This window comes from Rhodococcus sp. NPDC055024 (assembly GCF_053608585.1).
Genome location: NZ_JBSGVT010000008.1, coordinates 96,097 through 116,491, shown reverse-complemented (window position 1 = coordinate 116,491; position 20,395 = coordinate 96,097). Strand labels below are relative to the sequence as shown.

Here is a 20,395-nt window from a genome sequence, read left to right as displayed (position 1 = left end):
GAATGACGGGGTCTGCTGACAGGACCCGTCCACGGTCGACGAAGGTGGATCATGAACTTGGTTTTGGGCGTGACGGTGGGAGCCAGCGCTGTGCGTTTGGCGCGCCCGGGGACGCCCGACCACAGCGGTCCGGTGTTTCGATCGAGATCGGTTGATCGGGGGCGGGACGTCCCGGAGGACATCGCTGCAGAAGCGACCCGAGTGGCGTTGTCCGAGAACGCCGAACTCAGCAGCCATACGGTCGTCGTCTACCGCGATCAAGCGCAAGCCGGTGCACTCCAGTTCGCCTTCGAACAGAAAGGCATCGACAACTTCGAGCTGGTGCCCGAAGTATCGGCGACGCTCCGGATGCTCGAGGAACCCGGTGCACTGACCGATCAGAGCACGCTCGTCGTCGTCGACATGGGTAGTTCGGGATCGACGATCAGCGTTGTGGACAGGCATACGAGATCTACCGTGGTGACCGCTCGGTCGACTCGGATCAGTGGAGACCACTTCGATGACCTCGTCTACTCCGACCAAACGGTGCGTCGTCGAATTGCGACGCCGGCCGACCCGGGCGGCGACTCCGAACTGCAGGCGCGATGCCGACTTGCCAAGGAACAGCTGTCCACACGGAGCGCCGTGTGCCTGCCCGGCCCTGGTGGGCTTCTCTTACTGTCGCGGGAAGTTTTCGATTCCCTGGTCATCACGTCGGTGGAGGCATTTGCGCGAGAAATACGCGAGGTCATCGCTACGTCCGGCCGCAACCCGGACGCGATTGTCCTCATCGGCGGCGGCGCGCGCGTCCCTATCGTGCGGGCGACTCTCGCGGCGTGGCTCGATTGCCCCGTCATCGCGCCCGAGCAGCCTGAACTGGTGACCGCGCAAGGTGCTGCGCTGATCGCGGAGTTGTCCATGGCGCCGTCGTCACGCCCGGTCGCCGCGCCGGTTCAGGTCCCGTCGATGGCGCCGATCTTCGCGCCTTATCCGATTCACACACCAGCAGAGGTGCCCGTCCCGGTACAGGCGTTCAGCCATGGAGGAGTCGCGACGCTTCCCGAATCGGAGCGACCGAAAGCCGTGCCGGAGGTTGCTGCCGAGGCGAACTCTGTTCCGCGGGAACAGATCTCGAGCCCGTACGCTGCGGAACTGCCGCAGCCACGACCGAACCGACACGAGCAACGATTCGACCAGAACGCAGATTTTGTCGTCGCTGACAGTGAACCGGCCACGGACGGGTTCGGGCCCGAACGGGACGCCGATACCGAGGCCGTGATGGTTGACGCCCAGGCGTACTCGGCAGTGCGCGAAGACGAGGGAGTCGGAGCAGGAACCGCACACCCATCGTGGCTCTCCGGAACCCAGGCTGTGGAAACCACGTCCACCGAGTCGAGGAATCCACTGCGTTTTGCAGGCCTCGGGGCCGGTGTGATCGCGGCAGTCGTCATCGTCGGGTTGGGGTTGGGCTATGGAGGAAAGGTCTTCGGAGACTCCGAGCAAGCTGGACCTGTGGCAACCGAGGTGACTACCCCGGCCCCGACGACCACGACTACTCCGCCGCCGCCGTCCACAACGACTCCGCCTCCGACCACGACCGAGGAAGTCCCACCCGTCGTCGAGGCCCCGCCGGTTGTGCAGGACACCTACGTGCCGCCGGCGCCCGCACCTGCGCCTCCGCCGCCCGCGATCTACATTCCCGGACTGCCGCCGATTCTGTTGCCGGTCCTCCCGCCGATTCCTGGACTCTGAGCAGTCGATTCCTGGACGCTGAGTCCCCGATTCTTGGACTCGGAGGCCGGTTGGGCTTGCTCCTGTCGGGCGGCGCGGCCTTCGTAAAGCAGGGCCGGTGATCGATTTCACAGGGTTTTCAAGAGCCAAGAGAGCTATTAATTGGCTACTTTACTTTGATGTCGAGTTTCTTTGCTTTCGTGTTCAAATAACCGGGTTGTTGGTCTCTTTTCGCCCAAAATTTCAGGCATTTCCCCCGTTAGGCAACAACTATTCGCCTTGCGAACAGTATCTTGCGACGATTTGGCTTATATCAACGAGGTCATGGTTTGCGCTCGGGCGGATGACTATCCCGTGCATTCGCCGCAGATTCGTGTAGGTTTCGATTTGCTGATCGGTAGCGATTTGATGAATCTGTATCGATCGAGCATGACTGCGAGGCACACGACCGAAGGAAGCACATCATGGACAACGACGCCCCTGCGACAGACGAGCGTATGCGTTCGGAGACGATGCGCCCCCGTGTCACGGTGATCGTGCCGGCGATGAACGAGGCGAAGAATCTGCCTCACGTGGCTGCTCAGATGCCGAAGGGGATCGACGAGATCGTGTTCGTCGACGGCAACTCGGTCGACGACACCGTCGAGGTCGCCACGATGTTGTGGCCCGACGCCACGGTGATCACACAAACGCGCAAAGGAAAAGGAAACGCCCTCGCGTGCGGGTTCGAGGCGGCGACCGGCGACATAATTGTCATGATCGATGCCGACGGGTCCACCAACCCCGGCGAGATTCCGCTCTTCGTGCAGGCCCTCGTGGATGGGGCCGACTTCGCCAAGGGTTCGCGATTTATCGCAGGGGGTGGAAGTTCGGACATCACAAAGTTGCGGCGGCTAGGCAACTACGGCCTGAATTCCCTGGTGAACATCCTCTTTCGCACGCAGTTCACTGACCTTTGCTATGGGTACAACGCGTTCTGGCGCAACGCACTTGACGTCATGCAGCTTCCGGATACGGGCATTGCTGCAGCTCAGTGGGGAGACGGATTCGAGATCGAGACGTTGATCAATGTTCGTGTAGCCGCCGCCGGATTGGGAATCGCGGAAGTCGGGAGCTTCGAGGCCGATCGAATTCACGGTGTCAGCAACCTCAATGCCTTCTCTGACGGAATGCGCGTACTGCGTATCATCGGGATGGAGTGGCGTCGCCTACGCAGCGCGCGCAATGGCGTCACCTCGCGTCGTTCCCGCCCTCTCGACCCGCAAGAATTGACGTTGCCTGAGTCGATCGTCAGCTGAAGCAGGTTGGAGCGCACACTAAATCGGTTCCTGTTCGCGTCTGGTCGTCGGTTCGGTACCCAAGATCGTCGCCAACGCGATCAGGCCGATCAGTGACGGGTACACCGTGAACCTTTGGATCGTGCCCTGCCCGAGCATGCCGAGACCGCCGACTGTGTGGATGAAGTAGGCGCTCAGTCCGAGTACTCCTGCTGCGAGGGCGACCCATTTTGCTGGGGACGGTCTGCGGAGCGCCCGAGACGAGGTCGCGATCATGATCACGGCGGTGTTGGCCAAGACGAAATACATGTTTGCGCCGATTCCATGGAGGATCGATCCGCGGTCGAGGGGGGACACGGCGATCAGGATCAAACCGCTTGCAGACACGAGTAGAAAGGAGCCTTCCGTAGGCGATACGACTCGCGACTTCCACCACAATAGTGTGCCGACAGATATTCCCAATGCAGTGGTCACGAAAGAAATGTTCATCAACCAGTACCAACTGCACACGCCCGCACGACTGTCGCAGACACGAACACCTAGTTCACTTACGAATTGATTTCGGCGCGAGTAGTTTCCTCGCCAGCTCCACACAGTCAAGTATTCAGATACGAAGAACAAGAATGTCGAAGTCCATGCGAATCTGGCAGACAACTCGATAATCCGAGATGATTTGTCATTCCCTTTTTTCGCGACGGATTCTTCGTTGTAGTCCGAGCGAATCATTCAGCGATTCCTTCCCTGAAGAACTTCAGTGGATTCTTGCACGCATTCTCGAAGGCGGATTCGATTCTTTCGGCGTCGAATACATTGTCGTGAAACGAAAACGAGACATTGTTCAAGGTTCCCAGTCGTCCGACTGCAATCACGATATGTTCGGGACTTTCGGGTAACAAAGTCGCGATATAGACAGATTCTTTCGGGGTGCCGGTCAATGGAAAATTCTTGAACTGCGGAGCGCCTGACATATCGCTGTAAGCGATGCGCGCACGAGGGTGTGCAGGAGCGCTCGTCACAGCGTCTCCCGCCGGCCTGCGCGTAATGCGACCCAGTCGGGATTTTACTGAAGTGGCGGCGAGATTGAGCAGCGGTCGACCCGAATCGGCCGCAGCGGAGATGCCGTCCCCGACGGATGCAGGTGAGCCCGCATCGTCGAATGGCAAGTCCAGGCCTGCCGCGAAGTTGGAGAGCGTCCGGTGGTTCTCGGGGAGGTACCGCCTGGCGTCGAACAGGACCTTCACGGTGTTGTCCACCTTGATACCTTCCTCTCGAAGTGCGCGCACCATGGAGGCGAAGAAGATCGACGACAACGACGCGGGAACGGCGTTTGCTTTTCTCCAAGCGGCGAGATCATCAAGCGCAGTGGGTGACGATGTTGCGAATCCGACGTGATGGGAAGGTTGCCACTTCGCTGTAATTGGTTGTGAAGAAACCTGTTTCGGTCTCTCTGCGGTCACGCTGCGGAGAAGCTTGCCGGGACTCGACGCATAAAGATTCCAGGAGGCAGCCGTCAACGGGAATCGTGTCGGTTGTAGCGCAGTGCACCATTGCGGGACTTTGCCGGCACGCGTTGCAGGGTCAGCGAGCGCGCGCGTGAGATTGACTGTGGTCTGGCCGTCTCCCACCCCGTGCGCTAGTCGCACGATCAGGTATCGGCCGCAGACCGTCACCGCAATAGGCAGCGACTCGTCGGCCAGGCGGACCGCGGCGGCGAGGGTGGCGGGTAGGTCTTGTGTGTGAACAGCAGGGATTTCGAACACGCCGCGCTGCAGTGAGTCCGGTTCGAACATCCAATTGCGAGTTCGACTGCTCGGGATCAGTCCGACTCGCGCGTGTGGGCCCGCGGACGCGATTGTGCGGAGCGCAGCGCGAACTCCTTCTACGCCTCCGTGGTCGATTGGCCCCATTGCGACTAATGTCCAGTTTTCAACCATGGCAACGTCGAGATCGGTAACTTTGTAGCGCGTGGGATGAATCTCATTTCGCACGGTGAGGCCTTTCTAATAGTAGAAAGTGGGGAGATATGCGACATTTCGGAAAATGTGTCCTCATGGCGCGTGATTCGTTCTTGGTATGCTAATTCAGTGACGCGTACCGAGGTTATCAAAGTGCTTGGAGTGACGCTGTCGGAGAATGTCGGCGGAACCGATCACAGCTTCCGAAATCTGGCTCTCGCTCTTGCCTCGGGAGGTATTCAATTGTCGCTGGCAGGCCCGTCCGGAGATACCCCGACTCGGCGCTGGTGGACAGAATCGAACCTTGACTATATTCCGCTGGAAATTCCCAAACGAGTTGGATTGCGTCAGACAAGCGGGGAAGGCTTCAATTCCAAGTATGACCTTTTCTCGCAAGTCCCGAAAAGTATGCGCGCGGTCAAGGCTCTGATCCCGAAGGTTCGTTCCTTCGATATCGTCCATTCGAACGACTTGATGACTCACGTGGACGTTGTGCTCGCCGCGCGACTAGCAGGACGGCCGTCGTTGCTCGAGTTGCACGACATCGTGCCCCCAGGTGGTGGGCGGTTGGTGATGAGTAGTGCAGTGTCCACCGCAAACACAGCAGTCGCCGTGAGCGAGGCTGTATTCGAGCAGTTGGGCGCGCTGGCACGGAGGAAGACCCGAGTCGTCCATCAAGGTGTTGACGCTGTTCGATTCAGTCCGGGAGTGGCCGATCCATCGATCCGCGCTGAGTTGTCAGCAGATCCCCGAGCGTTGCTCGTGGCAGTGGTGGGGAGGTTGGACAGAGAGAAAGGCATCGGCGAGTTGATCGAGGCACTGGGGTCGTTGCGACGATCGGGAGTTGACGTACATCTGGCTGTTGTCGGCGCACCGGCCAAGAATGACGCTGCATTTGTCGACTCGTTGCACGCCTCGGCGCGGGTATCGATGCCGGGCGCCCATCGGTTCCTGTCGCCCCGAAATGACATTCCGTCGATTCTGCGTGCCGTCGACGTCCTCGCTTGCCCGTCTCACGACGAGCCTTTCGGACTGATCGCGTTGGAAGCTCAAGCCTCCGGAGTCCCGGTGATAGCCAGTGACAGTGGAGGATTGCGCGACTTCGTTCACGACAACAGGACCGGCGTCGTCTTCCGGACAGGGGACGTCGATTCTTTGACCGTTGCCGCACAACGGCTTCTCGGCGATCCCGCACTATGCACCCGAATCGCCGCCGAGGCGTTGGGCCGGTCCAGGGACGACCTGTCGATCGAGCGCCGAGCAGATTCGTTCGCCACGACGTACAGGGGTCTGCTCCGTGGCGCAGGACGGCGAAGGCGAATATCGAGGTTTGATTCGAACGGGCAGGGGTGATCATGTCTTCATCGGTTTCGGTTTCGAAGGTCGAATTACTCGACAAGACAACATGTTCGGTATCCGTGGTTATCTGCGCGTACAGCATGAGTCGGCTCGAGATGCTGTTCGCTGCGGTTGATGCTGCCATCATCGAGGCAAACGGCCCAGGCGACGAGGTCGTTGTCGTCATCGATCACAACGAGTCCATGCTTGCTCATGTTCGTGCACACGTACCAACGGGGGTCCGGGTGGTGCCCAATACTGGCGAGCAGGGCTTGTCCGGCGCGAGAAACTGCGGAATCAGTGCAGGCAAGGGCGATCTGGTGGCATTTCTCGACGACGATGCGATCCTTCGAACTGGCGGGATCGACGCGATCCGAGCAACGATGAGTGCAGATCCCACGATTGCAGCAGTCGGAGGGGCAGTGCACGCAAGGTACGAGGAGTCTAAGGCTCGGTGGTTTCCGGAGGAATACGGCTGGGTGGTCGGCTGCGACTACCTCGGGCTCCCGCCAGACGGAGAACAGATTCGCAATCCGATCGGCGCATGTATGGCGGTTCGGCGCACCGCGCTCGAGTCCATCGGCGGGTTCTCGAGCGAACTCGGGCGGGTCGGCACGTTGCCGGTCGGTTGTGAGGAGACGCTGATGGGAATCAAGATCCGCCAGCGGGATCACACTGCCAAGATCCTGCGAGTCTGTAATTTCGCAGTCGATCATTTTGTCCCTGCCGACCGCCAGCAATTTCGCTATTTTCGTCGACGTTGTTTCTACGAAGGTCGGTCCAAGCGAATTCTCACCCATGCGGTGGGGAGCGCGGACGGGTTGTCCAACGAACGGGCGTACGTCATCGGTGTCTTGAGCCGTGGAATCCTCACTGCAGCCGAGGATTCGATTCGAGGTGATCGCTTCGCGCCAGCCCGCGCTGCAGCGCTGATCTTCGGGTTCCTTGCCACCTTGCTCGGGTTCCTTTCGGCGAGAACTACATTCGGTGGAGAGCAACTGGTCGATGACTGCAACGACATAAATGCCGATGAACTGGTGTCTGTGGTCGTGGCCACCGTCGGCCGTGATTCGCTCGCTCGGACACTGGGCGCTCTCTTGGGTCAGAGCCACCACAATCTGCAAATTCTGGTGGTCGACAACAAACCTGATACCGGTCGCGTGGACCAGGTCCTGTCGGCGATGGACGATGAGCGTTGCGTGATACTGAGACAACCGGTCAAAGGTGCTTCTGCCGCACGTAATCTCGGACTTCACCACGCGAATGGGCGAATCGTGGCTTTCACCGACGACGACGCGGAGCCCGATCCCTTGTGGATCGAGAAAATTCTGGACGTCTTCGTGCTCGACGCCTCCCACGAGGTTGCTGCGGTGACCGGTCGCGTTGTGGGAATTGGCATCGACACCGCCGAACAACGGTGGTTCGAGGAAGTGGGCATATTCGACAAGGGCGAGACCACGACCTTGTGGGCGACGGAGACGCCGAAGATTGCTTCGATCGGGTTGGGTGAGCGGGGGACTTCACCGCTGTTCCCCTACACGGCAGGCGAACTCGGTAGTGGAAACAACATGGCCTTCCGCACCGAAAGCATCCGACGTCTCGGCGGGTTCGACGAGGCACTCGGGCCCGGAACACCGACGCTCGGCGGCGAAGACCTCGACCTGTTTCGGCGGGTAGTTCTCGCTGGAGCGACGCTGGTTTACGCCCCCGAGGCAATAGTGGGACACCATCACCGCGCGAGTATCGCGGAGTTGCGGGACCAGATGTACGGCTACGGAACGGGAATGTCTGCGGTTTTGGTCAAGATCATTTCAGGTGGCGGCCGGACTGCTCTGGGTTTGTTGAGGGTCGTGCCCCGAGGTGTGCTCATGCTTCTTCTTCCCGACGCTGCCCGCTTCGGTGACCGAAATACAACGATGCCCGGCGATCTCAAGCGAGTGGAACTGGCAGGGTATCTGGCCGGCCCGTATCTGTACGCCTCCAGCAAGCTACGCCTGCGTCGTAGGCGGGCGCAGGCGGATCAGTTGTCCCGATGATCGACCGACAGGAGTCGGCGAAGGACGAAGGGACGACGAGGCGAGGTCGTCATCGAGGTGTTCTCGATGACGGCGGAACCAATCGCACCGCACAACTGGGACTTGATCATGTCGTCCTCATCGCAATCGCTGTATTATCTTGTGCTGCTCTCATTCTCGCGTTGCTTGTTCACCGCGATGGAGGTGAGGGGGTTCCTTTCTCACTGCGCGTGTTGATCGGGGTCGCGACGACGGTTCTGGTTCCTGGTGTGCCCATTGCACTCATGGTTCGCATTCCGGATGCAGTGATCACGACGGCGGTGGGGATAAGCCTCTCACTCGCGGTCAACATCATCGTTGCGCAGTCTCAATTCGTGATCGGCGCATTTCATCCGACTTTGGTTCAGACAGTGCTGTGCGTGCTGTCCCTCCTCTCCTGCGCAGTGGCGTGGAAGGTTGTGCCCTATCGAGAGATCGGACCGCCGCGGGTAGGGCGTCGGCGAATGCTTGCGGGTGTGACAATCGCGGTTGCAGTGCTCTTCTTCGCAGTGGCAGTACGAACTCTGGACACCGATGCTGCAGGTGCAGCAGGAATCATTCCAGAAGTCGGGTGGGCGTACTACGTTGCGCTTTTCCTGGTCTCATTCGTAGCCGGGATCGCACTGACTTCGCGCCGACTCGACGCGGTGGTGCTGACCGTCGCAGCGCTGACGTTGATCACGTTCACGACTTTGCTGGTAAGCCTTGCAGACGGGGTGACATCGATCCCCACAGCTTACGTACATCGTGGTCTCATCGAGATACTCGTCCATTTCGGAGAACTTCCACCCCCCTCCGACGCGCGCTTTAGTTGGGCTGGATTCTTCGCCGGGAGCGCCCAAATGAGTACCGCCTACGGGATCACCGATTTCACCGCCATTTTCATCTGGGCACCCGTGTTCTTCAACGCGATAATCGCGCTGCCGATCTACTCGATCGGGTTGTCGATATCACGGAGTCGGCGTGTGGCATGGCTGGGCGTGTTCGTCTATCTGCTTTTCAACTGGTACCAGCAGGACTACTTTGCGCCACAACCAACCGCAATGATGTTCTACACCAGCGTGATTGCAGTGCTTTTGCGGCAACTGCGTCATGCTCCTCTCCCCGCGATCGAGGGAGGGTTGGTGGCGAGAACTGTCGGCGCATCTCGTCGCACTCCGGGGCGTGCGCCTGGACAGAGTTCGGCACAGACCCTCGCCGTAGAGGCGATCCTGGTTGTGATTCTGGCGGCGATGGTGGTGACACACCAGCTGACGCCGATGGTGATGGTCGGTGCACTGCTGATGTTCACGCTGACGGGATCGACTCGCTATCGGTTGTTGTGGGTGGCCGCCGGCGCGCTCTTTCTCGTCTGGTTCAGCTACGGCGCAGTTGACTACTGGAAAGGACACCTTCAAGCGTTGCTGTCGGATGTCGGGCAGGTGAGCGGCGCGGTGCAAGGCGGTGTCAGCAAACGCATCGGCTCCGGGCCGACCTATCAAGCAATGCAATATCTGCGGCTCGCAGCAACAGGTTTCATGGGGTTGCTCGGGCTCCTCGGCTGGGTCCTGACCCGTGGACGAACGACGTGGTTGATGTCGGGAGTGCTGTGTGTGGTTCCCTTCGGATTGGTGGCGGTACAGAGTTACGGCGGCGAGGTGGTCATCCGGTGTTTTGTCATGGCAGCTCCGATTCTGGCTCCGCTTGGGGCCGTGACAATTGTGCGTAGTGCCGCTGCGGTTCGGAACGTTCTGGTCAATTCGAGACGACGGCGGGACAGGCGTATACCGCGTGTTGTCATGGCGTCGGTGTCGATTCTCGTTCTCTCCGTCGTTCTCACCGCTACTCGAGGGTTGAACACCTCATTCGAGCACTCGTCGCCCTATCAGATCCGGATTGGTGATGCACTCCTCGAATCGGTACCGGACGGCGCCACGATCATGGCGTGGGGACCGTCCGCGCAACTGGTCTCCCCGCGAATTCTCACCGGAGTGACGGTTTCTCAAGTTGATTCGATCGATTGCCTGGACAACTTCGATACATGTGTCGCTGATCGAGATCCGGACTACGTGTTCGTTGCGCAGCAGGCTTCCGCCCAGATATCCCTTCAATACGGATACCCGCCGGGAATGTTCGACGATGCGATCGTCGATATGCTCGCGTCCGGCAATTTCGAGATCGTCGTCAAGGATGCGGATGTCACGGTGCTGCGTCGCGCTGGTGCCCCCGAGATCGACCTGGAACAACGATGACAAATCTGTTGGGGGCATGCATATTCGGACTGTTGTTCGTTGTGCTCACTCTGATTTCGGTGACGCGGGAAGGGCAGGTGCCGGACCGCGGCGCAATCGGCCGTGGGAAGGTTGCGAGAGCTCTTACCATTCTCGGGGTTGTCCTGGTCCTGTGTGCAGTCGCCGTGGTGTTCTTGCGATTCGACCAGATCGCGCTGATCTCGAGTCAGGAGTGAAACACTTTGTTTTCCAACAAGATCACGGCCCTGGGTGGAGTTGTCGCTTTGTGCCTTTTGGTGGGGTGTTCGGTCACGGACGACGTGCCAACCGACGCATGTGGAGAAGGACCAAGCGCGCCAGGCACCACGAACGCCCCGACAGGGGATCTACGCGGGTGGAAGCAAGTATTCGTGGACAACTTCGATCGCTGCGAGCTGGGAAAAATGTGGGGGGCGTACAGCGGCCAACCTGGTGGTGATCCTCACAGTTGGTGGGAGCCTGAGCAAGTCAGCGTCACCGAAGGAGTTTTGCGCCTGCGTGCGCAGCAGGATGGCGACCAGTGGGTTACTGGCGGTGTTTCCAACAGTGCGGTGGCGCAAACCTATGGGAAATGGACGGTTCGCCTGCGGGCGGGGGTATCGGACGAGATCAGCTATCACGTGTTGCTGTGGCCGCGAGACGAGGTGTGGCCGCCAGAGATCGACATCGCGGAAAGTGTGTTAGGTCCACGTGAGTCGATGTCATCTTTCATTCATTGGTCCGACGAGGGGGAGCGTCACTTCGCACAAGCGGACACAACCGGTCGATTCGACGAATGGCATACCGTCGGTGTGGAGTGGGGCCCGGGAATTGTTCGATACCTTGTCGATGATCGTGAGTGGGCTGAATTCGAATCATCGTTTGTTCCATCGACTTCCATGTGGTTGGGGATTCAGGCGCAAGCCGGGGCATGTGACAAGCAGAGGGAGTGGGGAACGGGGGATTGCCCGGTTTCGGGGTCGCCGGCAATCGCCGACATCGATATCGATTGGGTCAGCGTCTATTCGTCCGATTTCGAGGCTCTGGCAGCTGTCGAGTCTGCGCGAAGTACTGATCTCGAACTGATCGAACTGACTCCGCGCCGGTAGTAGCTGTGGGTTAATTGCCGTCGAAAATTTATACCTTTAGTCCCAATTGGTGCGTTATGCTCTCGTAGCAGATGAACATTCACTGCGACTAGACGGTGGCATGATGGAAAATCCACGGCAGCTTTTTTCAAGGCGGTTCTTCGGTTGGCTCAATCTCTTTCTTCTGTCTGTTCTTGTGGGAATAGTGCCGCAGGCAACTGTGAGCGCAGCTCCACTGTGTTCTTCGGTAGCGAGCGCCGGTACCAAACCTGCTCCGGTCGGGAATATTTCGGCCTGGCCGAAGTGGCGGCAAATCTTCATCGACAACTTCGACCGGTGTTCGCTGGGTGGGGACTGGGGGCCTTACTATGGTGCACCAGGCGGTAATCCGGCGAGTTGGTGGGATCCGTCGATGGTTCGCCTCGACGGTGGCAAGTTGCAACTTCGCGCGCAACAAGTCGATGGTCGATGGCTCACGGGTGGGGTTTCCAACTTCACCCGCGCACAGCAGTACGGCAAATGGGAAATGAGATTTAGAGCAGACAAGTCGGACGAGATCAGCTTCCATTTTCTGTTGTGGCCGAAGAACGAAATATGGCCGCCCGAGATCGACATTGCGGAAACTGTTGACGGAAAACGGAAGTCGATGTCGGCGTTCGTACACTGGAACACGCCGACAGATGGATTCGGTCAGGGGCAAGCAGACATCACCGGCGACTTCAGCAACTGGAACACGGTTGGAGTGGAGTGGGGGCCAGGAATTGTTCGCGGCACTCTCAACGGTCGCGTATGGACGACGTTCGAATCTGCAACCAAGGTTCCGGCGACGCCGATGTGGCTCGGACTGCAAACCGAGTCCGGGGCCTGCGCACGGAAAGTGGCTTGGGGAGTGGGGTCCTGTCCTTCCGCGGGTACGCCCGCGGTCTCGAACGTCGAAATCGATTGGGTGAGCGTCTATGCCCCGGGCTGGTGATCGACCGTCGATTCGTTCGACCCGATTTGAACCCGAGTACGTGCCGCGCGTCGCAGCATTCCGACTAATGGAACCGAAACGATTGCTGCGGAGATAATTTCGGCCGCGAGGTACGACCAGCCGACGCCGGCTATGCCGACGTGAGGTGTCAGGACGATTGATCCGGCAATGACTACGATGGTGTTGAGTACTTGCGCAACAACAGCTGCACCCATTCTTTGGTACACCCTGGCGAGCGCGTTGTGCAGTACGACGAGTGCGGATATCGGAATGATGATCGCAGACAAGCGAAGTAGGGTCGTGCCTTCTGTCCGATAGTGATCGCCGACGAATCCCAGCGCAACTGGTGCCACGAGTGCGAGAAAGATTGCACCGAGGACGGCGAGACCTGACAGTAGTGCGAGGAATCGACGGGTCAATGACTGTATCTGCGTCGGAAAGGCGCTCGCCTCTGAGACGAAGGGGCCCATGAGCATGTAGAAGAGTACGAACAGGGCGCTCACCAATGCCCACGTTATCGCGAAGTATGCGTTCTCCTCCGCGCCGAGAAGCGAAATGACAACGAGCGGCACTGCAAGTGGGGCAAGGGAACCGAGCGTCATGAGTCCGTACGAATGACCGAAGTACGACCACAGTTCACGTGCAGGGGGAAGTGCAGGTTGGGCCGCGGACTCAGCTCGCGTGCGCAGTTTACGACGTATAGCAACGCCGAGAACCAAGGCCGCGATCGCCGCCGACCCACCCCAGGCTCCGATGACGGCAAGTTCATGCGCTGTCCATGCCAGTGACGCGACAAGAGCTAGTTTGGCGACGGCATGAACGATGTTCTTCGCGGCTGACCACCTCGCAACTCGAAGACCGTTGGTGGTCTGGTCTTCGAGGGCGAATAGCGCGAGGGCAACGACGAGCCCTACATACGCGAGCATGGCCCACCCCGAGGTGAACAGTTTTTCACGTGGACCGAACATCAACAGTGCGGTGGCGAGGATTGTCGCGAGGAGCGCTACGAGGAGGTATCCGCGCGCCACCAGTGCGCCGGCACGGCTTCCTGCCAAAGGAAGGAATCGCTCATACATCGATCCGAGGCTCAACGTGGCCAGAGTGGAGAGCACCACAGCCGAATTGATCACCGCAGATGCCCGGCCGACAACGTCGACCGGATACATTCGAGCTGTGACTGCCCAGAACACCAGCCCGAGGACTGCCGTCACGGCGCCCGAGATCAGAACGGCGATGGAGTCGTACTCGAACTTGCGCTTGTCTGTCTCTGGCGTTTCTGGTGATGCCACGGTTGTGGCCGGTGATGATTGCGTCATGTCCACTTTCGGAAGTCGATCTTCCGATGCTACTTGCCAGTAGTTAACGAACGCTTGTCGAGGGGGCGGCGTAGATCGCCTTATTCGCAATAGGTGCAGTTCAACGCGGATAAATATTCGAATAACTTGCGAACTTCAGTGTGCGGTCGATTTGCCCGATACGACCGACCGGTCGGGTTTGTGTAGTACCGTACGATAGCGCCGTGGCTAATGGTGAGGGCGAAATATGTGCGTGTGGTCACGCAGAGGTGGCACACAGCCATCATCGTGCGGGAACTGACTGCGCTCTCTGTGACTGCGTCAAGTTCAAGCGTCGTGGGAGCATATTTTCCCGTCTGTTTCGCTGAACAACTGGTGTCAACGCTTGGAGTGGCGTCCACCTGAAGTCGAACCGGCCTTTACCGCACTGCCGGGTGGCCGCGCGAGAATCACGGCGATGGCAGTGGTGAGCGGAACCGAAAGAGCCAGAGCTATTCCGCCGACCGCGGACCTTACGATTTCGATCGCGACGGCATCACCGACCAAAACGTCCTGCAGCGGGCGCCCGCTGACACTGAAGAGCAGCAGCAGCGGCAGCGCCCCGCCCGCGTACGCGAGAACCAAGGTGTAGACCGTGCTGGCGATGTGATCGCGTCCGACCCGCATCGCACCGCTGAAGACTTTTCGGCGGGACGCATGTTTGTCCAGTTCAGCCAACTCGAACGCCGAGGATGCCTGGGTGATGGTGACGTCGTTGAGAACGCCCAGTGAGCCGATGATGAATCCCGCCAACAGCAGGCCGGTGATGTCTATGTGTTCGATGTAGGTCTGAACATTGGTGTTCTGCTCTTCGGACAGTCCGGTGAGATGAGTCAGTTCGATACAGAGGTAGGAGAGAACGGCAGCGAGCACCATCGCGGCGAGGGTGCCCAGCAATGCCGAACTGGTTTTCAACGAGACACCATGCGCCAGATAGAGAACCGCGTACAAGATCACCGCCCCGGCGACCAGTGCAACGGGTATTGCAGGCTTGCCGTCCAGTAAGGCGGGGAGGAGAAATCCGACGACAACGCCGAAGGCGATCACCAGGCCGACGAGTGCGCGCAATCCGCGCCACCGCGCAACGGCGATGATGACGACGGCAAACGCGACGACGATCAACGCCAGCGGGAGTCCACGCGAATAATCCTCGAAGGAGTACTGTGCATTGCCGTTCGGGTCCGTCTGACGCACGAGGCGAATGTGGTCACCCACGCGAAGGTCCGGTTGACCGGCACCCGGAATGACCTCGAGCAATGTCTTGGTTCCGTCATTGGGCCCGGATTCGATATCGACGATACTGCGCTGACACTGATAGGCAGAGGTGGGTGGCGGTTGTGGTGCACCCACGAATACCCTTCCAGCGGAAGCGCTTCCGCAGTCGCCAAGGTCTTGCATCGTGACAGTGCCCGCCTCGGTTTCCACCGAACTGCCGTCGGCGTTCTGAAACGGGAGCGGGACGGGAAAAGAGTTCTTGTCGGGCCACAGTGCGATTGCTGCCGCGACGACAACCATGCCGATGACGACGAGCAAGCCGATGACGACGCGGGATGCGGTGGGCCCGATCTGAATGGGTCCGCCGTGGCCGTGGCCGTGGCTCATCGGAAACGGAGTGTCGGACTGGGGATTTGCACCGGTGCAATGTTATCGGCTCCGAAGCGAATGATCAGCTTCTGTGGATAGTGTCGATCGACGGCAGTGTTGATCGACGGCAGTGTTGATCGACGGCAGTGTCGGCACAGGTAATAACCGGGAGAGAAGTACCGGAGAGCGAAAACTGAGATTGGTCGAGCTGGGTGGCGGGGAACAGGGGGGGGTTGTCCCCGCCACCAACCTGGTATCCACAGGGGGGGGAGGGATACCAGGTGCTCGCGGCACCGAAGTGCTGATAACTAATGTACCCAATTTCAAACCGATTTGGCGCGTTGTCCAACTACCAATTTCACAACGAATCACGTACCGGTTGGACCGTTTTCACATCAGGGCAGGTCACTAATTAGTTAAAGTGTCAATCAAACCGTGTGGTTTGCGAAATATGTGACCAAGGTCGCACAAATGCCCCGCCGTTTTACGTTTACGGGGCATTTGTACAACGAATTGTTTACTCGATTTCGCCCGGATTCGGCCGGAGAATCTACTGCTTGTAACTGGTGAGGAAGTTGCCGAATCGTTCGATGGCCACGGCAAGATCTCGGGCCCACGGGAGCGTCACGATCCGAAGGTGATCGTGGTTCGGCCAATTGAATCCGGTGCCCTGAACCATCAGGATCTTCTCCTGGAGAAGCAGGTCCTGAACCAACTTCTCGTCGTCGTGGATCTCGTAAACGTTCGGATCCAGACGAGGGAACGCGTAGAGCGCGCCGCGAGGTTTCACGCACGAGACACCAGGAATCATGTTCAGCCGCTCCCATGCGACGTCGCGCTGCTCGAGGAGGCGGCCGCCGGGCAGGATCAGGTCCTCGATGCTCTGGTGTCCGCCGAGGGCGACCTGAATGGCGTGCTGTCCGGGGACATTAGGGCACAGCCGCGTCGATGCCAAGAGATCGAGCCCCTCGAGGAAGCCGGCCGCATGATCCTTCGGCCCGGTGATCGCCACCCATCCGGAGCGGTAGCCCGCGACACGGTAGGCCTTCGAGAGGCCGTTGAAAGTCAGGCACAGCAGATCAGGGGCAAGTGTCGCCAGCGAGATGTGCTTCGCGTCGTCGTAGAGGATCTTGTCGTAGATCTCGTCGGCGAGGAGCAGAAGCTGATGCTTGCGCGCCAGATCGACCAACTGCTGCAGAACCTCCATCGAGTACACCGCACCCGTGGGATTGTTCGGGTTGATGACGAGGAGAGCCTTCGTCTTGTCGGTGATCTTGGATTCGATATCGGCGATATCGGGATTCCAGTCGTTGGCCTCGTCGCAGAGATAGTGGACGGGTGTGCCGCCGGACAAGCTCGTCATCGCGGTCCACAACGGGTAGTCCGGCGCTGGGATCAGCACCTCGTCGCCGTTGTTGAGGAGGGCCTGCATGGTCATCGTGATCAGCTCGGAAACACCGTTGCCGAGGTAGATGTTGTCGACGTCGAGTTCGGGGAAGCCGGGAACCAGCTCGTATCGCGTCACGATCGCGCGCCGCGCCGACAGAATGCCCTTGGATTCCGAATAGCCCTGCGCATAGGGCAGAGCAGCAATCATGTCCCGCATGATCACATCGGGAGCATCGAATCCGAACGGTGCCGGGTTGCCGATGTTGAGCTTGAGGATCCGGTGCCCTTCCGCCTCCAACCGGGCGGCGTGCGCGTGCACCGGTCCACGGATTTCGTACAGGACGTTCTGGAGCTTCGACGACTGCTCCAGCTCGCGCTGCGGCTGACGATGGCGGGCGGGTTCTGGTGTGCTCACGAGTTACATGATCCCACCACTGTGCAAGTGCATTGTCGGGGACTGTGCAAGTGCATTGTCGGGGACCGTCTCGCACGACCCGTTGGCTATTGTCGAGCGATGACCCCGAGCGAGCAGATTGCAGCCCCGTACGGATCGTGGACTTCGCCGATCACAGCAGCTGATCTCGCTGCAGGCGGGCACCCCGTCGAGGGCGGACGATACGTCGGCGACGAGATCTGGTGGGCCGAACTCCGGCCGACCGAGAGCGGTCGGACGTCGATTCGTCGGTCTGGTCTCGACAACCAACCCGTCGACATTCTCCCCGCGCCGTGGAACGCGCGGACCAGGGTTCACGAGTACGGCGGTGGCGCCTGGACCGTCACGGAGTCCGGGAAGCTGGTCTTCAGTGAATTCTCCGATCAACGTGTGTACGTCCTCGACGGCGTCACTCCGCGGGCTCTGACGCCAGAGCCGGCGTCGCCGGCCGCGCTGCGGTACGCGGATCTGCAGATCGTGAACGGCGAAGTGTGGGCGGTTCGGGAAGCGCACGCTGATGACGGGACGATCACTCGCGACATCTGTGCGATACCGCTGGACGGCTCCGGTGAGATTCGCTCGATCGTCGGCGGCTCCGATTTCCTCTCCTCACCGAGGCTTTCGCCGAGCGGAACCAAGATCGCCTGGATCGCGTGGGATCATCCCCAAATGCCCTGGGACGGTACCGAACTACGGGTCGCTCCACTCGTCGACGGCGTCGCGCAAGCGTATTCCGTGCTGGTCGGTGGATCCGAAGAGTCTGTCCTGCAACCGGAGTGGATCACCGACGACGAGCTCTACGCAATCAGTGATCGCAGCGGCTGGTGGAACATCTATCGCGTCGGCGCCGAGATCACCCCGATCTGCCCGACGGATGCGGATTTCGGTGGGCCGCAATGGCGATTCGGCGCACGCTGGTTCGTCGAACTCGACAACGGACACCTTCTCACCGCACGCACCGTGGGAACCGACACACTGGCGGTACTCGACCCGGCGTCGGGAGAACTGCGCGACATCGCGATCCTTGGCGTCACCAGCATCGGCCTCATGCAGGTCCGTGGAGACCGACTGCTGCTCACCTCGGGCGGAGCAAAACTGGCGAGTGCGCTACGTGAATTGAACCTCGGTACCGGCGAACTCGAAGAAATCCGTTCTTCGGTCGAAGAATTGCCCGAGTCCGCCTATCTCTCGGAAGCGCGGGCCGTCGTCGCCCACGGACAGGGGCGAGAAGTGCATGCCGTCGCGTATCCGCCGCGCAGTCCGCGATACAAAGGTCTCGACGGTGAACTGCCGCCATACGTCGCGTTTGTTCACGGTGGCCCGACGGCGCACGTAGCACCGGCACTGAACCTCGTCTACGCCTTCTTCACCAGCCGCGGAATCGGCGTCGTCGACGTGAATTACGGAGGGTCGACCGGTTACGGACGGGAGTATCGCAACCGACTGCGCGGACAGTGGGGCGTCGTCGACGTGCAGGATGTCGTCACCGCCGTCACCGGGTTGGCCGAGCAGGGACTTGCCGATCCGGCCCGCCTTGCCATCGAGGGCGGATCTGCCGGTGGATGGACCGTTCTGGCCGCACTGACAACCTCCGACGTGTTCGCTTGTGGTGCTTCCTATTTCGGCGTGGCCGAACTGGACCTGTTCGTGCGGGAAACTCACGATTTCGAATCGCGCTACGTCGACGGTTTGATCGGCCCGCTGCCGGAATCTGCCGACCTGTATGCGGAACGTGCTCCGCTCAACAACGTCGACGGGTTGAACTGCCCGGTGTTGCTGCTCCAGGGTCTCGACGATCCGATCGTGCCACCCTCGCAGGCGGAGCGATTCCGAGATGCTTTGGTGGCCAAGGGTATTCCGCACGCGTACCTGGCCTATGAGGGTGAATCCCACGGATTCCGCAAGCAGTCGACCATCATCAGCTCACGTAACGCCGAGTTGTCCTTCTACGGGCAGGTACTAGGATTCACCCCACCGGGCATTCCGGCACTGGAGCTGTGGGAGCCGGCTAGTACCTGACCGGCCCGCGCGAGAAGGCCGCCGTGATCCGACCTGCCACCACCGAAGGAGTCGACAGGTCGGACCAGGTCCACCTCGCGACCTGCCAACCTGCGTCACGGAGCCGGTCTTCGCGGAGTTTCTCGTTCCAGAGCACGTCCTCGGTGCTGCGACCGGCGGGTACCAGTCGGCCGTACTTGATGCGACCGTCGAATTCTCCGACAGTGCGCTGTTCACGCCACAGGAAGTCGACGCGACCGACCAGCCCGCGAGCGCCGTGGATTTCGACCTGTGGCTCGGGGAGCGGCAAGTGCTCGCGGATGAACAGCGCGAGGCTGCGTGATTCGCCGACGCTTTCGATACGGGAGTCCATCGCAGCGAGGGCGTGGAGCGCGTGTCGATGTCGCGGGTGGTTCGGGCTGAGCGCAATCGAGTCCGTGAGCGCTTCCGTCGTCAATGATGACCGGTGCAGTGCTGAATTGCCAACCACGAGAGCCTGTTCGAAAGGCAGCACTCTGGCGAGATCGGCAACTGTGCGAGCCGGAGTCGTGACGCGCAGACCATCGACTTCGGTGATCTCGTTGTCCGTCAGCGATGCCGAGTGCACGTGACGTCGAGCGGACTTTCGGCCACCACCTCGCCGGTTCCGGGACAGGTGGACGACCTCGAGCGGAGTGTTCCAGAGTTCGAAACCGTGCAGAACCGCAGCCGAGATGTGGCTGACAGCGGCACCGGTTGAAGCGGCGCAGGCCACGGCCTCGGTCCGCAATCGATGTCGTCCGTACGCGTCGAGGCGGGACAGGTGGCCGCTGTTCACGTACACACCACGATGGATTCTGGCCCAGGTTCCACTGGCGCAGGCCTGTCGGATCTCGGCATCGGTGCGACCGATCGACAGTTGGTCCGGCCTGCGGATTATATGTGTCTGTCCCCCCATGCCGATCGATCTTGGTGCACGCGGCGACGAGAGGGAAGTGGTGATCCGGAGGCTGTGGATAAGTTCGAGTGAGCACCACTTGTCCACAGTATGAACT

15 protein-coding genes are annotated in these 20,395 nt (G+C 60.1%); 9 read left to right on the top strand and 6 right to left on the bottom strand.

The genetic code is table 11. From position 1 onward, the window contains the following. Positions 1-51: 51 nt before the first annotated feature. Both ACWF6P_RS18045 and ACWF6P_RS18040 read left to right on the top strand, forming a co-directional pair. Positions 52-1,731, top strand: a complete 1,680-nt coding sequence (locus ACWF6P_RS18045; RefSeq protein ID WP_452621905.1) for an Hsp70 family protein — start codon at positions 52-54, stop codon at positions 1,729-1,731. Positions 1,732-2,174: 443 nt separating this feature from the next. Further along, a complete protein-coding gene (locus tag ACWF6P_RS18040; protein ID WP_452621904.1) occupies positions 2,175-3,008 on the top strand; it encodes a glycosyltransferase family 2 protein in 834 nt (277 codons plus the stop codon). 18 nt (positions 3,009-3,026) lie between these two features. Here the strand turns inward: ACWF6P_RS18040 and ACWF6P_RS18035 are convergent, their stop codons facing one another. Next, positions 3,027-3,713, bottom strand: a complete 687-nt coding sequence (locus ACWF6P_RS18035; RefSeq protein ID WP_452621903.1) for a DUF998 domain-containing protein — start codon at positions 3,711-3,713, stop codon at positions 3,027-3,029. Further along, positions 3,710-4,894 carry a hypothetical protein gene (locus ACWF6P_RS18030; RefSeq protein WP_452621902.1) on the bottom strand — a complete coding sequence of 395 codons (1,185 nt, stop codon included), beginning with the start codon at positions 4,892-4,894 and terminating at the stop codon, positions 3,710-3,712. Before ACWF6P_RS18030 ends, ACWF6P_RS18035 begins: the two co-directional genes overlap by 4 nt. Positions 4,895-5,071: 177 nt before the next feature. On the opposite strand from ACWF6P_RS18030, the gene ACWF6P_RS18025 reads away from it, so the two are divergent. From ACWF6P_RS18025 to ACWF6P_RS18000, 6 genes are all read left to right on the top strand, one after another. Then, the gene (locus tag ACWF6P_RS18025; RefSeq protein WP_452621901.1) at positions 5,072-6,295 is read left to right on the top strand and encodes a glycosyltransferase family 4 protein; all 1,224 of its coding nucleotides are present in this window, start codon (positions 5,072-5,074) and stop codon (positions 6,293-6,295) included. A 2-nt stretch (positions 6,296-6,297) separates the two neighbouring features. Then, positions 6,298-8,316 carry a glycosyltransferase gene (locus ACWF6P_RS18020; RefSeq protein WP_452621900.1) on the top strand — a complete coding sequence of 673 codons (2,019 nt, stop codon included), beginning with the start codon at positions 6,298-6,300 and terminating at the stop codon, positions 8,314-8,316. Next, the gene (locus ACWF6P_RS18015; protein ID WP_452621899.1) at positions 8,313-10,565 is read left to right on the top strand and encodes a serine/threonine protein kinase; all 2,253 of its coding nucleotides are present in this window, start codon (positions 8,313-8,315) and stop codon (positions 10,563-10,565) included. Before ACWF6P_RS18020 ends, ACWF6P_RS18015 begins: the two co-directional genes overlap by 4 nt. Continuing rightward, positions 10,562-10,780, top strand: a complete 219-nt coding sequence (locus ACWF6P_RS18010) for a hypothetical protein (protein WP_452621898.1) — start codon at positions 10,562-10,564, stop codon at positions 10,778-10,780. The genes ACWF6P_RS18015 and ACWF6P_RS18010 overlap by 4 nt, the downstream gene beginning before the upstream one ends. Before the next feature lie 174 nt (positions 10,781-10,954). After that, complete coding sequence (locus tag ACWF6P_RS18005; RefSeq protein WP_452621897.1) at positions 10,955-11,671, top strand: glycoside hydrolase family 16 protein; 717 nt, start codon at positions 10,955-10,957, stop codon at positions 11,669-11,671. 391 nt (positions 11,672-12,062) lie between these two features. Then, positions 12,063-12,623: a glycoside hydrolase family 16 protein gene (locus ACWF6P_RS18000; protein ID WP_452621896.1), complete on the top strand. Its 561-nt coding sequence runs from the start codon at positions 12,063-12,065 to the stop codon at positions 12,621-12,623. Here ACWF6P_RS18000 and ACWF6P_RS17995 read toward each other — a convergent pair. The 3 genes from ACWF6P_RS17995 to ACWF6P_RS17985 all read right to left on the bottom strand — a co-directional run bounded on the left by ACWF6P_RS17995 (position 12,605) and on the right by ACWF6P_RS17985 (position 17,345). Beyond that, positions 12,605-13,939 carry a lipopolysaccharide biosynthesis protein gene (locus tag ACWF6P_RS17995; RefSeq protein WP_452621895.1) on the bottom strand — a complete coding sequence of 445 codons (1,335 nt, stop codon included), beginning with the start codon at positions 13,937-13,939 and terminating at the stop codon, positions 12,605-12,607. The two genes, ACWF6P_RS18000 and ACWF6P_RS17995, sit on opposite strands and share 19 nt — an antisense overlap. A 357-nt stretch (positions 13,940-14,296) precedes the next feature. Continuing rightward, positions 14,297-15,559 (bottom strand): YibE/F family protein, encoded by a 1,263-nt coding sequence (locus ACWF6P_RS17990; protein WP_452621894.1) that lies wholly within the window; start codon positions 15,557-15,559, stop codon positions 14,297-14,299. Positions 15,560-16,091: 532 nt separating this feature from the next. Then, a complete protein-coding gene (locus ACWF6P_RS17985) occupies positions 16,092-17,345 on the bottom strand; it encodes a pyridoxal phosphate-dependent aminotransferase (protein ID WP_452621893.1) in 1,254 nt (417 codons plus the stop codon). Between the two features lie 99 nt (positions 17,346-17,444). Here ACWF6P_RS17985 and ACWF6P_RS17980 point away from each other — a divergent pair, with 99 nt between their 5' ends. After that, a complete protein-coding gene (locus tag ACWF6P_RS17980) occupies positions 17,445-19,382 on the top strand; it encodes a prolyl oligopeptidase family serine peptidase (RefSeq protein WP_452621892.1) in 1,938 nt (645 codons plus the stop codon). Here the strand turns inward: ACWF6P_RS17980 and ACWF6P_RS17975 are convergent. Continuing rightward, positions 19,372-20,298, bottom strand: a complete 927-nt coding sequence (locus ACWF6P_RS17975; RefSeq protein ID WP_452621891.1) for a hypothetical protein — start codon at positions 20,296-20,298, stop codon at positions 19,372-19,374. The two genes, ACWF6P_RS17980 and ACWF6P_RS17975, sit on opposite strands and share 11 nt — an antisense overlap. Between the last annotated feature and the right edge of the window lie 97 nt (positions 20,299-20,395).

Coding starts and splice junctions, on each gene's coding strand:
- ACWF6P_RS18035 (WP_452621903.1), bottom strand. CDS start 3,713: ATGATTCGCTCGGACTACAACGAAGAATCCGTCGCGAAAAAAGGGAAT.
- ACWF6P_RS18040 (WP_452621904.1), top strand. CDS start 2,175: ATGGACAACGACGCCCCTGCGACAGACGAGCGTATGCGTTCGGAGACG.
- ACWF6P_RS18030 (WP_452621902.1), bottom strand. CDS start 4,894: ATGGGGCCAATCGACCACGGAGGCGTAGAAGGAGTTCGCGCTGCGCTC.
- ACWF6P_RS18000 (WP_452621896.1), top strand. CDS start 12,063: ATGGTTCGCCTCGACGGTGGCAAGTTGCAACTTCGCGCGCAACAAGTC.
- ACWF6P_RS18010 (WP_452621898.1), top strand. CDS start 10,562: ATGACAAATCTGTTGGGGGCATGCATATTCGGACTGTTGTTCGTTGTG.
- ACWF6P_RS18045 (WP_452621905.1), top strand. CDS start 52: ATGAACTTGGTTTTGGGCGTGACGGTGGGAGCCAGCGCTGTGCGTTTG.
- ACWF6P_RS18020 (WP_452621900.1), top strand. CDS start 6,298: ATGTCTTCATCGGTTTCGGTTTCGAAGGTCGAATTACTCGACAAGACA.
- ACWF6P_RS18015 (WP_452621899.1), top strand. CDS start 8,313: ATGATCGACCGACAGGAGTCGGCGAAGGACGAAGGGACGACGAGGCGA.
- ACWF6P_RS17995 (WP_452621895.1), bottom strand. CDS start 13,939: ATGACGCAATCATCACCGGCCACAACCGTGGCATCACCAGAAACGCCA.
- ACWF6P_RS17990 (WP_452621894.1), bottom strand. CDS start 15,559: ATGAGCCACGGCCACGGCCACGGCGGACCCATTCAGATCGGGCCCACC.
- ACWF6P_RS17975 (WP_452621891.1), bottom strand. CDS start 20,298: ATGGGGGGACAGACACATATAATCCGCAGGCCGGACCAACTGTCGATC.
- ACWF6P_RS17980 (WP_452621892.1), top strand. CDS start 17,445: ATGACCCCGAGCGAGCAGATTGCAGCCCCGTACGGATCGTGGACTTCG.